At 71.4% G+C, this 12,858-nt stretch carries 13 protein-coding genes; 8 read left to right on the top strand and 5 right to left on the bottom strand.

Translation table 11 applies throughout. The annotated features are described in order from the left end of the window. The first annotated feature begins 1 nt into the window (after position 1). The 5 genes from G3I60_RS26570 to G3I60_RS26550 all read left to right on the top strand — a co-directional run bounded on the left by G3I60_RS26570 (position 2) and on the right by G3I60_RS26550 (position 4,782). Entirely contained in the window at positions 2-976 is a 975-nt protein-coding gene (locus G3I60_RS26570) for an alpha-ketoacid dehydrogenase subunit beta (RefSeq protein WP_138351346.1), read from the top strand. A gap of 56 nt (positions 977-1,032) precedes the next feature. After that, positions 1,033-2,415, top strand: coding sequence for a dihydrolipoamide acetyltransferase family protein (locus tag G3I60_RS26565; protein ID WP_164607823.1), 1,383 nt, complete (start codon positions 1,033-1,035; stop codon positions 2,413-2,415). Positions 2,416-2,555: 140 nt separating this feature from the next. Continuing rightward, on the top strand, positions 2,556-2,750 hold the full coding sequence (locus G3I60_RS26560; RefSeq protein ID WP_138351241.1) for a hypothetical protein: 195 nt from the start codon (positions 2,556-2,558) through the stop codon (positions 2,748-2,750). Positions 2,751-2,830: 80 nt separating this feature from the next. After that, positions 2,831-3,499, top strand: coding sequence for a GntR family transcriptional regulator (locus G3I60_RS26555; RefSeq protein WP_138351242.1), 669 nt, complete (start codon positions 2,831-2,833; stop codon positions 3,497-3,499). Then, entirely contained in the window at positions 3,496-4,782 is a 1,287-nt protein-coding gene (locus tag G3I60_RS26550) for a nitrate/nitrite transporter (protein WP_164294668.1), read from the top strand. Before G3I60_RS26555 ends, G3I60_RS26550 begins: the two co-directional genes overlap by 4 nt. Before the next feature lie 19 nt (positions 4,783-4,801). On the opposite strand, the gene G3I60_RS26545 is transcribed toward G3I60_RS26550, so the two are convergent. Continuing rightward, positions 4,802-5,626, bottom strand: coding sequence for a maleylpyruvate isomerase family mycothiol-dependent enzyme (locus tag G3I60_RS26545; RefSeq protein ID WP_164294667.1), 825 nt, complete (start codon positions 5,624-5,626; stop codon positions 4,802-4,804). Positions 5,627-5,760: 134 nt separating this feature from the next. On the opposite strand from G3I60_RS26545, the gene G3I60_RS26540 reads away from it, so the two are divergent. Both G3I60_RS26540 and G3I60_RS26535 read left to right on the top strand, forming a co-directional pair. After that, a complete protein-coding gene (locus G3I60_RS26540) occupies positions 5,761-6,537 on the top strand; it encodes a carbon-nitrogen family hydrolase (RefSeq protein ID WP_138351245.1) in 777 nt (258 codons plus the stop codon). A gap of 133 nt (positions 6,538-6,670) precedes the next feature. Beyond that, complete coding sequence (locus G3I60_RS26535; protein WP_164294666.1) at positions 6,671-7,507, top strand: SGNH/GDSL hydrolase family protein; 837 nt, start codon at positions 6,671-6,673, stop codon at positions 7,505-7,507. Positions 7,508-7,547: 40 nt separating this feature from the next. Here G3I60_RS26535 and G3I60_RS26530 read toward each other — a convergent pair whose 3' ends face one another. Further along, on the bottom strand, positions 7,548-8,042 hold the full coding sequence (locus G3I60_RS26530; protein WP_138351247.1) for an LURP-one-related/scramblase family protein: 495 nt from the start codon (positions 8,040-8,042) through the stop codon (positions 7,548-7,550). A gap of 39 nt (positions 8,043-8,081) precedes the next feature. Between G3I60_RS26530 and G3I60_RS26525 the strand changes: the two genes are divergently transcribed. Further along, on the top strand, positions 8,082-9,905 hold the full coding sequence (locus tag G3I60_RS26525) for an NHL domain-containing thioredoxin family protein (protein ID WP_164294665.1): 1,824 nt from the start codon (positions 8,082-8,084) through the stop codon (positions 9,903-9,905). 42 nt (positions 9,906-9,947) lie between these two features. On the opposite strand, the gene G3I60_RS26520 is transcribed toward G3I60_RS26525, so the two are convergent. The 3 genes from G3I60_RS26520 to G3I60_RS26510 all read right to left on the bottom strand — a co-directional run bounded on the left by G3I60_RS26520 (position 9,948) and on the right by G3I60_RS26510 (position 12,260). Beyond that, positions 9,948-10,172 carry a DUF6458 family protein gene (locus G3I60_RS26520; protein WP_138351249.1) on the bottom strand — a complete coding sequence of 75 codons (225 nt, stop codon included), beginning with the start codon at positions 10,170-10,172 and terminating at the stop codon, positions 9,948-9,950. A 130-nt stretch (positions 10,173-10,302) separates the two neighbouring features. Further along, positions 10,303-11,592, bottom strand: coding sequence for a M18 family aminopeptidase (locus tag G3I60_RS26515; protein WP_164294664.1), 1,290 nt, complete (start codon positions 11,590-11,592; stop codon positions 10,303-10,305). A 140-nt stretch (positions 11,593-11,732) separates the two neighbouring features. Continuing rightward, a complete protein-coding gene (locus G3I60_RS26510; RefSeq protein ID WP_164294663.1) occupies positions 11,733-12,260 on the bottom strand; it encodes a GNAT family N-acetyltransferase in 528 nt (175 codons plus the stop codon). Positions 12,261-12,858: the final 598 nt, after the last annotated feature.

Genomic DNA, 12,858 nt, shown 5'->3' with positions numbered 1-12,858 from the left:
CATGACCACGTTGACCATGGCCAAGGCCCTCAACGAGGCGCTGCGCCAGTCGCTGGACACCGATCCCAAGGTCCTGCTCATGGGCGAGGACATCGGGAAGCTCGGCGGCGTCTTCCGCATCACCGACGGCCTGCAGAAGGACTTCGGCGAGGAGCGGGTCATCGACACCCCGCTGGCCGAGTCCGGCATCGTCGGTACCGCGATCGGCCTGGCGCTGCGCGGCTACCGGCCGGTCGTCGAGATCCAGTTCGACGGCTTCGTCTTCCCCGCGTACGACCAGATCGTCACGCAGCTCGCCAAGATGCACGCGCGGGCGCTGGGCAAGGTCAAGATGCCCGTCGTCATCCGCATCCCGTACGCGGGCGGCATCGGCGCGGTCGAGCACCACAGCGAGTCCCCGGAGACGCTCTTCGCGCACATCCCGGGCCTGAAGGTGGTCTCGCCGTCCAATCCGCAGGACGCCTACTGGATGCTGCGGCAGTCCATCGACTGCGACGACCCGGTGATCTTCTTCGAGCCGAAGCGCCGTTACTGGGACAAGGGCGAGGTCGACACCGAGGCCATTCCGGGCCCGCTGCACAAGGCCCGGGTGACCCGCACCGGCACGGATCTCACCCTGGCGGCGTACGGTCCCATGGTGAAGGTCTGCATGGAGGCCGCCGCGGCTGCCGCCAAGGAGGGTCGTAGCCTGGAAGTGGTGGACCTGCGGTCCTTGTCGCCGATGGACTTCGACACGATCCAGGCGTCGGTCGAGAAGACCCGCCGGCTGGTGATCGTGCACGAGGCTCCCGTCTTCCTGGGGACCGGCGCGGAGATCGCCGCCCGGATCACCGAGCGGTGCTTCTACCACCTCGAGGCTCCCGTGCTGAGGGTCGGCGGCTTCCACGCCCCGTACCCGCCGGCCCGGCTCGAGGAGGAGTACCTGCCCGGCCTGGACCGCGTACTCGACGCCGTCGACCGCGCGCTGGCGTACTGAGAGGCGAGGAGAGCGTGACTGTGACCGACATTGCGCAGCGCTTCCGCGAGTTCAAGATGCCCGATGTGGGCGAGGGACTCACCGAGGCCGAGATCCTCAAGTGGTACGTCAAGCCGGGTGACACCGTCACCGACGGGCAGGTCGTGTGCGAGGTCGAGACGGCGAAGGCGGCTGTCGAGCTGCCGATCCCGTTCGACGGCGTCGTGCACGAGATCCGTTTCCCCGAGGGGGAGACGGTCGACGTGGGCACCGCCATCATCTCGGTGGACACCACCCCGGGCGCCCCGGACGAGGCTCCGGCCGCCGCCGCGGCCCCGGCCGCGGCCGTGCCGGCCGAAGCGGCACCCGCCGCACCCGCCGAGCCGGCGAAGCGGCAGGCGGTGCTGGTGGGCTACGGCGTCTCCGAGGCGTCGACCGTCCGCCGGGCCCGCAGGACGCCCGGCCCGGTGCCGGCCCAGCCCAAGGGCCGGCCGGCGGCAGAGCTGAACGGCCACGGCGCGACCGGGGCCACCGGCCTCGCCGCTCCCGCCGGGGACCGGCCGCTGGCCAAGCCCCCGGTGCGCAAGCTCGCGAAGGACCTCGGCATCGATCTGAGCTCCGTCGTCCCGAGCGGCCGGGACGGGACCATCACCCGCGAGGACGTGCACGCGGCGCTCGCGCCCGCGCCGGCCGAGCCCGCCGTGGTGGCGGCGCCCGCCGCTGCCGCCGCGAGCCCCGCGGTCGTCGCGGAGCCGGGTGCCCGGGAGATCCGTACGCCGATCAAGGGCGTCCGCAAGGCCACCGCGCAGGCGATGGTTGCGAGCGCCTTCACCGCGCCGCACGTCACGGAGTTCGTGACCTTCGACATCACGCGGACGATGAAGCTGGTCCAGGAGCTCAAGCTGGACCCGGCGTTCGTGGGCCGCAAGGTCAGCCCGCTGCTGCTGGTGGCGAAGGCGCTGCTGGTGGCGATCCGGCGGAACCCCGAGGTGAACGCGACCTGGGACGAGGCCGGCCAGGAGATCGTCCGCAAGGACTATGTGAACCTGGGCATCGCCGCGGCGACCCCGCGCGGGCTGATCGTGCCGAACATCAAGGACGCCGGCGCGAAGACGCTGCCCGAACTGGCCACCGCGCTCGGTGAGCTGGTGGCGACCGCACGCGAGGGCAAGACCTCTCCCGCGCAGATGCAGGGCGGCACGGTGACCATCACCAACGTCGGCGTCTTCGGCGTCGACACCGGTACGCCGATCCTGAACCCGGGGGAGTCCGCGATCCTCGCCTTCGGCGCGGTCAAGGACATGCCCTGGGTGCACAAGGGCAAGGTGAAGGTCCGCAAGGTCACCACGCTGGCCCTGTCGTTCGACCACCGGGTGGTCGACGGCGAGCTGGGCTCGAAGGTGCTCGCGGATGTCGCGGCGCTCCTGGAGCAGCCGAAGCGCCTGCTGACCTGGGCGTAGTTCACCGGCGCAGCCGAGCATCACGCGAAAGAGGCCCGGACGTACAAACGTCCGGGCCTCTTTGCCGTGTCCATCCGTCATGAAAAGCCGGATCTGTGGCGATATTAGGGGGAAACCCAGCTTCCGCCCGGAGGGACACCGTGGCCGTATCCGTATCCGCGATCCTGCTGCTCCTGATCATGACGGTCGTCTTCCTGCGCAGCGGATCACTGAAGGTCTCGCACGCACTGGTCTGCGTCTTCCTCGGCTTCTACCTCGCGGGCTCGAGCGTCGCCCCGAGCATCCAGAACGGGCTCACGGCGACGGCCAACGTGGTGAGCAGCCTGCACCCCTGACGGGTCCGCACGGGCCGGCCGGTCCGTATCGCGGACGCGGGTTTCTCGTGGATACGTGATGTATCTATGATGCGTCCATCATGCTTCCCGCCCCCGTGGTGGCCCCCGCCGCCAAGCCGCCGCCCGCCGCCGAGCGGGTCTATGTCCACATCAAACAGGGCGTCCTCGACCGCAGTTACGAGGGCGGCACGCTGCTCACCGAAGGTGATCTCGCCGAGGCCGTCGGGGTGTCCCGTACGCCGGTGCGCGAGGCGCTGCTCCGCCTGGAGGCGGAAGGGCTGATCAAGCTCTATCCGAAGAAGGGCGCGCTCGTCCTGCCGGTCTCCCTGCAGGAGATCGCCGATGTCGTGGAGACCCGGCTGCTCGTCGAGCAGCACGCGGTCGCCCGGCTGGTGCCCGCCGCGCCGCCCGCGCTGCTGGCCCGGCTGGAGGAGCTGCTCGCCGAGCAGCAGGGGCACGCCGACGCGGGTGACCTCGCGGCGTTCGCGGTCGCCGACCGCTGCTTCCACGCCGAGATCGTCCGGGCGGCGGGCAACCGCATCCTCGCCCACCTCTACGACCAGCTGCGCGACCGGCAGTTGCGGATGGGTGTGGCCACGATGCACGCCGAGCCCAGCCGCGTCGCGAAGAACCTGGTGGAGCACGGCGAGATCCTCGCGGCGCTCAGGGACGGTGACGGCGTCCGCGCCGCCGCCCTGGTGCACCGCCATGTCTCGTGGGTGAAGGTCATGGCCCGGGGGGACGCATGAGCATGAACGGCGAACCGCCCGGCGGGCGGCGTGCCGCCACGGTGTGGGGCATCGGCACGCTCGTCTACATGGTCGCCGTGGTGCACCGCACCAGCCTCGGCGTCGCCGGGATCGACGCCGCGGAGCGTTTCCACATCGGGGCGTCCGCGCTCTCCACCTTCTCGATCCTCCAGGTGCTGGTCTACGCGGGGCTGCAGATACCCGTCGGGCTGATGGTCGACCGGCTCGGCACCAAGAAGGTGCTGACCATCGGCATCGTGCTGTTCACCGCCGGCCAGCTCGCGTTCGCGCTGTCGCACTCGTACGGAATGGCCCTCGCCGCCCGCGCGGTGCTCGGCTGCGGAGACGCGATGACGTTCGTCAGCGTGCTGCGGCTCGGCTCCCGCTGGTTCCCGGCCCGCCGGGGCCCGATGATCGCGCAGGCCGCCGCGCTCTTCGGCGTCGCGGGCAACCTGATCAGTACGGTCGCGCTCTCCCGGATCCTGCACTCGGCGGGCTGGACCGCCACGTTCACCGGCACCGCGATCGGCGGCGCGTTCGTCCTCGTCCTGGTGCTGCTGTTCCTCAAGGACCACCCCGACAGCTACGAGCCGGCCCCCGCCGAGCACGCGGGCTTCGGCTATGTGCGCCACCAGATCGTCTCCGCCTGGCGCGAGCCCGGCACCCGGCTCGGGATGTGGGTGCACTTCACGACGCAGTTCTCCGGGATGGTCTTCCTGCTGCTGTGGGGGCTGCCGTACCTGGTGGAGGACCAGGGCATGTCACGCGGGGCGGCGGGGTCGATGCTCACCCTCGTGGTGCTCGCCAACATGGTCTTCGGCACGCTCTTCGGCCAGCTGATCGCCCGTCACCACGGCGCGCGGATGCCGATCACGCTGACCGCGATCGGGGCCAGCACCGTCGCCTGGGCGGCCGTGCTGTCCTGGCCCGGCGGCCACGTCCCGCTGTGGATGCTGATCTGCCTGTGTGTCGCGCTGGGCGCCTGCGGCCCCGCGTCGATGATCGGCTTCGACTTCGCCCGCCCGGCCAACCCGCCGGAGCGCTTCGGCACCGCCTCCGGCATCGTCAACGTCGGCGGCTTCACCGCCTCGATGATCACGCTGCTGGCGATCGGCGTGCTGCTGGACGCGACGGGCGACAACTACCGGATCGCCTGGTGCAGCGTCTTCGTGCTCCAGGCGATCGGCACCTTCCAGATCCTGCGGCTGCGCGGCCGCGCGACCCGGCTGGAGAAGGACCGGATCGCGGTCAGCCGCGTCGAGAGCGTGCACGTGCCGGTGTAGCCGGTGGGAGCGGGACGCTCTACGGGGTGAGGGCGATGTGCGCCAGGATCGCGTTCGCCAGCCCCAGGTCGCCCTCCACCTTCACCCGGTCCGCGACGGCCGCCGGGCGCACCCGCCCGCAGACCAGCCGCAGGAACGTCTCCCAGTCGGTGCTGAAGGTCACGGCGGGGCCCAGGGAGACCGCGGAGTCGATCGTGCCGCGCCCCTCCTGGTCGATCCGGACCGTCCGCATGAACTCCAGGGGGCCGTGGATGTCGAAGACCACCGCGGAACCCGGCTGCGCCCCGGCGTCCTTGGCGATCATCTTCGGCAGCCCGCGGAGCAGGAAGTCCCGCGCGTACACGGCCGCGGGCGACGCCAGGTTCCCCGGGGTGGCCAGCGCGCGCCGCAGATCCTGCTCGTGGACCCAGACGTCGAAGGTCCGCATCCACAGCAGGTGTTCGAGGGTCATCTCCTGGCCCATCGGACCGCGCATGCTCTGCTCGGGCCCGCGCGACTCGTTCCGCAGCTGGCGGGAGCGCCGGATGATCGTGTACTCGAGCTCGGAGGTCATCTCCGGGGCCGTGTGATGGCGCCGGGTGTCCACCGGCACCTCGATGTAGCGGGCGAACTCGCTGGTGATGTGCCGCAGATCACTCGGCAGGGTGTGGATCGGGCGCGGATCCCCGAGCATCTCGCACTCGTAGCCGATGACGTGTGACACGACGTCGCGCACCGACCAGTACGGGCACTCGGTCGGCCGGTTCCATTCACCCTCGACGAGGGGGGCGACCAATTCGTTGATGGATTCTATGGAGTGGGTCCAGGCGTCGATGTACGGCTGGATCTTACTGTGGACGGTCACGGGACCCCTCGACGGATCGATGCGCGGTCGTGGTGGTGTGCGCCTAAGTTACGCTCCGCGCGGGTACCCACGCAGTGCTTTCGAGTGACGATGGTAGGCCCGACTTGACGACCAAACGTATGGGCGGTGGGTGTATGCGCGCTTCTTTGCTGCAGATCGACGTCGACTTGAACGAAACGGTCGCCGACCGGCGGGACCGGGTGGCCGCGCTGGTGCGCGCCCAGGGCGGGACGGATCTGGTCGTACTGCCGGAACTGTGGCCGGTCGGGGCCTTCGCGTCGGACACCTTCGCGGCGGAGGCGGAGCCGCTCGACGGGCCGACGGCCGACGCGATGTCAGCGGCGGCGCGGGACGCGGGAGTCTGGCTGCACGCCGGTTCCATCGTCGAGCGCGACCCTGACGGGCCGCTCTACAACACCTCGCTCGTCTTCGGGCCCGACGGGGAGCTGCGGCACACCTACCGCAAGATCCACCGGTTCGGCTTCGACCAGGGCGAGGCGGCGCTGATGGCGCCCGGCGAGGAGATCGTCACGGTCGCCCTCCCGGACACCGTGCTGGGCCTGGCGACCTGTTACGACCTGCGCTTCCCCGAGCAGTTCCGGCTGCTCGTCGACGCCGGCGCCCAGATGCTGGTCATCCCGGCCGGCTGGCCGGCGAAGCGGCGGGAGCACTGGCGGCTGCTCGCGCGGGCCCGCGCGGTCGAGTCCCAGACCTACGTCCTGGCCTGCGGGACGGCGGGCACTCACGCGGGTGTCGAGCTCGCGGGTCACAGCATGGTCGTCGACCCGTGGGGCGACATCGTCGCCGAGGCCGGCACCGGCGAGGAGATCCTCACCGTCGACCTCGACCCCGCCCTCGTCACGAAGACCCGCCACGACTTCCCGGTACTGCGGGACCGCCGCCTCGGCTGAGCGGGGTCGCTGCGCGCTCGTCGTGGGGGCGGGGCCGCCGCGCGGCGGCCGGGGCGGTGCTTGACTCGCACGCGGCGCGACAACACGATCACGCACAGTAGTGATCGTGTTGCCCAGCGTCAGGAAGCTCTCCGTGTCCCAGACCCTGTCCCGAGCCGCCGCCCTCCTCACCGCCCTCGCGGCGGCCGCCCTGATCGGCGTACCCGCCGCTGGGGCGTCGGCTCCCCCGCCGTCCGTCCGCTACGCCGCTCTCGGCGACTCCGCCGCCTCCGCGCCCGGCGTGCCGGACGAGGCGGACGCGAGCTGTATGCGCTCCACGCACAACTACCCGCACCTGGTGGCCGCGCGCCTCACGTCGGCCGTCCTCACGGACGTCACCTGCGCGGGAGCGGACACCGGCACCCTCGCCTCCGAGGGCCAGTTCGACGCGCTCACCAAGGACACCGGCCTGGTGACGCTCACCATCGGCGGCAACGACGTCGGGTTCACCGGGATCGTCGTCAAGTGCAGCGCCCTGGGCCTGCTCGACCCGTCGGGCAAGCCCTGCGCCAACAGCTACGGCAGCGGGCTCGACGACCGGATCAGGGCGGCCGAGCCGAAGGTCGCCGCCGCGCTCCGGACGATCCATCAGCGCTCCCCGGGCGCCCGGGTGCTGCTCGTCGGCTACCTCAACCTCATCCCGGACGACGCCAGGACCTGCCGCCCGCGCGTGCTGTTCACCGGCGGTGACATGGCCTTCCTGAACGATTTCGAGAACAGCCTCAACGCGATGCTGGCCCGTGTCGCCGACGCCGGGGGCGCCGACTTCGTCGACAACCACCCGGCCAGCGCGGACCGTGACATCTGCCGCGACGACGCCACCCGCTGGACCGAGGGCCTCATCCCGACCAACCGGTCGATCCCGTTCCACCCCAACGCCCGGGGCGAGCAGGCGATGGCCGACGCGGTGCTGGCGGCCGCCGCGCGGTAGCCCGGTCGGGGGAGGGCTCAGGCCCTCCCCCTCAACCGGCTCAGTCGTCCCCGTGCTCCTTGTCGACCATCCGGTCCACGCACACCGCGATGGCGATGAGCATCCCCGCGTCCGCGTCCTCGCGCTCCACATCGATCGCGTACGTGTCCCGCATCCGGAACCACTTCCGGGAGATCCGCGCGAGCCGCTCCCCCTCGTACTCGATGTCGAACTCCTTGTCGACGATGTCCCCGCGGACCTCCAGCTCCTCCCCCGAGGCCAGCTCCGCCCGGAACACGTCCCGCAGCAGCGTCAGCCGCTTCTTCCGGATGGTGACCAGCACGTCCCCGCCGCGCTCCACCGTCATGGTGTCCCGCAGGCTCACCAGCTTCTTCCGGATCACCGCGACCTCGTCCCCCCGGGCGTCCCGCAGCTCCAGCGTCTCCCGGATCCGCAGGACCTTCCCGTCGACGTAGAACGCCCGATCGCCGCGTTCGTCCTCGATCCAGTAGTCGTCACCGATCGCGAACAGCTTCTCCCGCACGAGGTATTTCATGGAGGAATGTCTACCCCGGGCGTGCTGTTGGATGGGGGTATGACTGCACGTGCGCGCGTCCGGGCCCCAGAACTCATCGGCAAGGGCGGCTGGCTCAACACCGGTGATCACCAGCTGACCCTCGCTGACCTGCGAGGACGCATCGTCATTCTGGACTTCTGGACGTTCTGCTGTGTGAACTGCCTGCATGTGCTCGATGAGCTGCGGGAGCTCGAGGAGAAGCACCGGGACACCGTCGTGATCATCGGGGTGCACTCGCCGAAGTTCGTGCACGAGGCGGAGCACCAGGCGGTCGTGGACGCGGTGGAGCGGTACGAGGTGCATCATCCGGTGCTCGACGATCCGGAGCTCGGGACGTGGAAGCAGTACGCGGTACGGGCGTGGCCGACGCTGGTGGTGGTCGACCCCGAGGGGTACGTGGTCGCACAGCACGCGGGTGAGGGGCATGCGCACGCGCTGGAGGCGCTGGTCACGGAGCTGGAGGCGGAGCACGGCGCCAAGGGGACGCTGCGGCGGGGCGACGGGCCCTATGTGGCGCCGGAGCCGGTGGCGACGCATCTGCGGTTCCCGGGGAAGGCGCTGGCGCTCGCCGACGGCGGTTTTCTCGTCTCGGACACGACCCGGCACCAGCTCGTCGAACTGGGCGCGGACGGCGAGACCGTCGTGCGGCGGTTCGGCGACGGGGAGCGCGGGCTGGTGGACGGCGGTCCTGAGGTGGCGCGGTTCAGTGAGCCGCAGGGGCTGGCGCTGCTGCCGGACGGTTCCGTCGTCGTCGCGGACACCGTGAACCACGCGCTGCGGCGGCTGGATCCGGCGACCGGCGGCGTGACGACGCTCGCCGGGACCGGCGGCCAGTGGTGGCAGGGGTTTCCGACGGCGGGGCCGGCCCATGAGGTGGCGCTGTCGTCGCCGTGGGACGTCGCGTGGTTCGCCGGCCGGGTGTGGATCGCGATGGCGGGTGTGCACCAGCTGTGGGCGTACGACCCGGCGACCGGGACCGTCGAGGTGGCGGCCGGTACGACCAACGAGGGGCTGGTCGACGGGCCCGCCGACGAGGCGTGGTTCGCGCAGCCTTCGGGGCTGGCGGCCGCGGGGGACCGTTTGTGGGTCGCGGACTCGGAGACGTCGGCCGTGCGCTGGGTCGAGAGCGACGGTGCCGGCTTCGTGGTGCGGACCGCCGTCGGTACCGGGCTGTTCGACTTCGGGCACCGGGACGGCGCCGCGGAACAGGCGCTGCTGCAGCACCCGTTGGGCGTCACCGCACTGCCCGACGGATCGGTCGCGATCAGCGACACGTACAACAACGCGCTGCGCCGCTTCGACCCGGAGACCGGCGAGGTGACGACGCTCGCGACCGATCTGCGGGAGCCGTCCGACGCGGTGCTGGTGGGCGGGGACGTCATCGTGGTCGAGTCGGCCCGGCACCGGCTCACCCGGCTGAGGCTGCCCGAGGAGGCGGTGCGGGTGGAGTCGGCCGCGCACCGTACGCAGCGGCCGGCGACGGAGGTGGCCGCGGGGCCGTTCCGTCTCGACGTGGTCTTCACCGCGCCCGCCGGACAGAAGCGCGACGAGCGCTACGGCCCCTCGACGCGGCTGCTGGTCAGCTCGACCCCGCCGGAACTCCTGCTGGAGGGCGAGGGGAAGGGCACCGACCTGGGCCGGGACCTGGTGCTGAATCCCGAGGTCGCGGAGGGCGTCCTGCATGTGTCGGCGATGGCCGCCTCGTGCGACGACGACCCCGACAACGAGTACCCGGCCTGCCATATGCACCAGCAGGACTGGGGCGTCCCGGTCCGGCTGACCGCCGCCGGCGCGGGCCGGCTGGCGCTGGTGCTGGCAGGGATGGACGAGCCGGGCGAGTGAGGGAGTGGCGTCGGCGGGGCCGGAGCACGGCCCCGCCGGTCGTCACTCGTAGTAGCGGCGCTCCTCGACCATCGGCTCCACGCCGCCCCGTACGGTCTGCAGCCGGCGCCGCTTGAAGATGCTCACGTAGGCCGCGACGCCGATCGCCCCGACGGCCATCATGATCAGGCCCACCAGGTCGACATTGACGCCCGACATGTGCCAGTCGGTCGCGAAAGTGAGGATCGCGCCGATCGCGATCAGTGCGATGCAGCCGCCGATGCCCATGATGTCCGCCTCCGTCGTGCGTTGGCCGTTCCGGTCGGTTCCGATCCGGTTGGTTCCGAGGGGGCGTCTACCCCCGACCGGAACGGCCATGCGCGGCAGCGGAGTTGGCGGGGCACCGCCGGACCCGCCGTCAGCTCTCGATGAAGGACTTCAGCGCGCTCGCCAGCAGGTGCGGGTCGTCCGCGCCGCTCAGCTCGCGGGCGGAGTGCATCGACAGGATCGCCACACCGACGTCGACCGTCGTGATGCCGTGCCGGGCCGCGGTGATCGGACCGATCGTCGTGCCGCACGGCATCGAGTTGTTGGACACGAAGTGCTGGAACGGCACCCCGACCCGCTCGCAGGCGGCGGTGAAGATGCCGCGCCCCGAACCATCGGTGGCGTACCGCTGGTTGACGTTGGTCTTGAGGATGGGACCGCCGTTGGCCCGCGGGTGGTGCGTGGGGTCGTGGCGCTCGACGTAGTTGGGGTGCACCGCGTGACCGGAGTCGGACGAGACGCAGACCGTGCCGGCCAGCGCGCGCTGCCGGTGCTCGTAGTCGCCGCCGCGCGCGTGCACGGACCGCTCCAGGACGTTGCCGAGCAGGGGGCCCTGCGCGCCGGTGTCGGACTCGCTGCCGTTCTCCTCGTGGTCGAAGGCGGCGAGGACGGGGATGTACGCGAGGTCCTGGCCGGCGACGGCCGCCAGAGCGGACGTCGCGGCGTGCACGGACAGCAGGTTGTCCATCCGGGGCGACGCCAGCAGCTCGCGGTCGCGGCCCAGGTAGGCGGGCGGCTGCACGTCGTGCGCCATCACGTCCCAGCCGGTGACCTCGGACCCGGTCACCCCGGCCTCCTCCGCGAGGAAGTCGATCAGATCGCCGTCGGTCACCTTGCCGAGGCCCCAGACGGGCTGCATGTGCCGCTGCTTGTCCAGCGTGAGGCCGTTGTCGTTGACGCCCCGGTCCAGGTGGATGGCGAGCTGGGGGACGCGCAGCAGCGGCCGGTCGACGTTGACCAGCCGGGAGGTGCCGTCGCGCAGCGTCAGCCGGCCGGAGAGCCCGAGGTCCCGGTCGAGCCAGCTGTTCAGCAGCGGGCCGCCGTAGAGCTCCACGGCGATCTGCCGCCAGCCGGCCGAGCCCATGTCCGGGCGCGGCTTCACCCGCAGGTTCGGTGAGTCGGTGTGCGCACCCATGATCCGGAACGGTGTCTCGGGACGTGCACCCTCGGGGACGTACCAGGCGATGATCGCGCCGCCGCGCAGCACGTACTTGCCGCCCTTCTCACCGTCCCAGGACTCGGTCTCCTGGACCTGCCGGAACCCGGCCTTCTCCAGCCGTTCCGCAGCGCTCGCCACGGCGTGGTAGGGCGACGGGCTGGCCTGCACAAAGGCCACCAGGTCATCGGTGTGGGCACGGGTGAAGTGAGGGTGGACGCTCATGGGGCCAGCATAGAAGTCCGCCGTCGCGGGATGCCGTCGGCGGGGTGCCCGGGGCACTTTCAGGGGTCCCCTACCTACCGGGACGTCCGGATCCGGCCCGGTCCCGACCGGATCCGGCCGAATCGGACCGGACCATGGCGTTACGGATGGATCCGGAACAGTACATTCCGGCGCAGCGGGCCTTCGGGGAAGTCCGGATCGTCGAAGTCGTCGGCCGGGTCGCTGGTCATGCCGATCCGGCGCATCACCGCCTGGGAGCGCACGTTGGTGGCGGTGGTCACCGCGAGGATCTCCGGCAGGGCGAGGGTCCTGAAGCCGAAGTCCAGGACGGCCAGGGCGGCTTCGGTGGCGTAGCCGTGACCCCAGGCCGGCCGGGACAGCCGCCAGCCGATCTCCACCCCGGTGAAGGCGAAGCCCTCGTCGACCGGGTCCAGCCCGGCGAAACCGATGAATCGGCCGGTGTCCGCCACCTCGACCGCGAACCAGCCGTAGCCCCGCTCCTCGAACCCCTTCTCGAAGCGGGCCACCGAGGCCGCGCTCTGTTCGGGGGTGAGCAACTCGCCCAGGTGCTCCCGGACCTCGGGATCGGCGTTCATCTCCGCCCACGGCGCGAGGTCGGATTCCCGCCAGCGGCGGAGCAGGAGGCGGTCGGTACGCAGTTCAGGCATGGTGCGACGCTAACGCGGCGACGCCGGCGGAAGCGATCGGTTTTGACTCCGGTGGGTTACTCAAAGTGCGGGATCGATGACGGAAGGTAAGGATGGGCCTCGGTCGCTCCGGAACCCGTGGGCGACTCCCTTCCCTTCTCTCACAAAGGTGAGCTGATGAGCGAACGATCGAGGCACGCCATATCCAGTCGCGCACGTCGTCAACGGCTGTGGGGTCTGGCCGGCGGAGTGAGCATCGTGACCGTCCTCTTCGCGGGCACCGCGTCCGTCGGGTCGGCCAGCGCGGCGACCGGACACGGTCTGTCTTCCGCCGGGACCAAGGGGGCTGTCGCAGCGTGCGACAACAGCTACGGCTGCGACCACGAGGGCGGCCCTGAGACGGGTCCCCCCGGACCGCAGGGACCCCCCGGCCCGCAGGGACCGCAGGGTGACCCCGGTCAGCCCGGCCCCGCCGGCCCGCCCGGTGCTGACGGCGCTGCGGGCGCTGCGGGTGCTCCTGGCGCCCCCGGTGCTCCGGGTGCCACGGGTGCCGCGGGCGCTGACGGCGCTCCGGGTGCCGCGGGTGCGCCGGGTGCCGCGGGCGCTGACGGCGCTCCGG

This window comes from Streptomyces sp. SID13666 (assembly GCF_010548325.1).
Classification (GTDB): domain Bacteria; phylum Actinomycetota; class Actinomycetes; order Streptomycetales; family Streptomycetaceae; genus Actinacidiphila; species Actinacidiphila fildesensis.
Note: the sequence above shows the minus strand (reverse complement) of the source record. Positions and strands in the feature narration are given on the sequence as shown.

Coding starts and splice junctions, on each gene's coding strand:
- G3I60_RS26570 (WP_138351346.1), top strand. CDS start 2: ATGACCACGTTGACCATGGCCAAGGCCCTCAACGAGGCGCTGCGCCAG.
- G3I60_RS26565 (WP_164607823.1), top strand. CDS start 1,033: ATGCCCGATGTGGGCGAGGGACTCACCGAGGCCGAGATCCTCAAGTGG.
- G3I60_RS26555 (WP_138351242.1), top strand. CDS start 2,831: ATGCTTCCCGCCCCCGTGGTGGCCCCCGCCGCCAAGCCGCCGCCCGCC.
- G3I60_RS26550 (WP_164294668.1), top strand. CDS start 3,496: ATGAGCATGAACGGCGAACCGCCCGGCGGGCGGCGTGCCGCCACGGTG.
- G3I60_RS26540 (WP_138351245.1), top strand. CDS start 5,761: ATGCGCGCTTCTTTGCTGCAGATCGACGTCGACTTGAACGAAACGGTC.
- G3I60_RS26530 (WP_138351247.1), bottom strand. CDS start 8,042: ATGAAATACCTCGTGCGGGAGAAGCTGTTCGCGATCGGTGACGACTAC.
- G3I60_RS26525 (WP_164294665.1), top strand. CDS start 8,082: ATGACTGCACGTGCGCGCGTCCGGGCCCCAGAACTCATCGGCAAGGGC.
- G3I60_RS26520 (WP_138351249.1), bottom strand. CDS start 10,172: ATGGGCATCGGCGGCTGCATCGCACTGATCGCGATCGGCGCGATCCTC.
- G3I60_RS26515 (WP_164294664.1), bottom strand. CDS start 11,592: ATGAGCGTCCACCCTCACTTCACCCGTGCCCACACCGATGACCTGGTG.
- G3I60_RS26510 (WP_164294663.1), bottom strand. CDS start 12,260: ATGCCTGAACTGCGTACCGACCGCCTCCTGCTCCGCCGCTGGCGGGAA.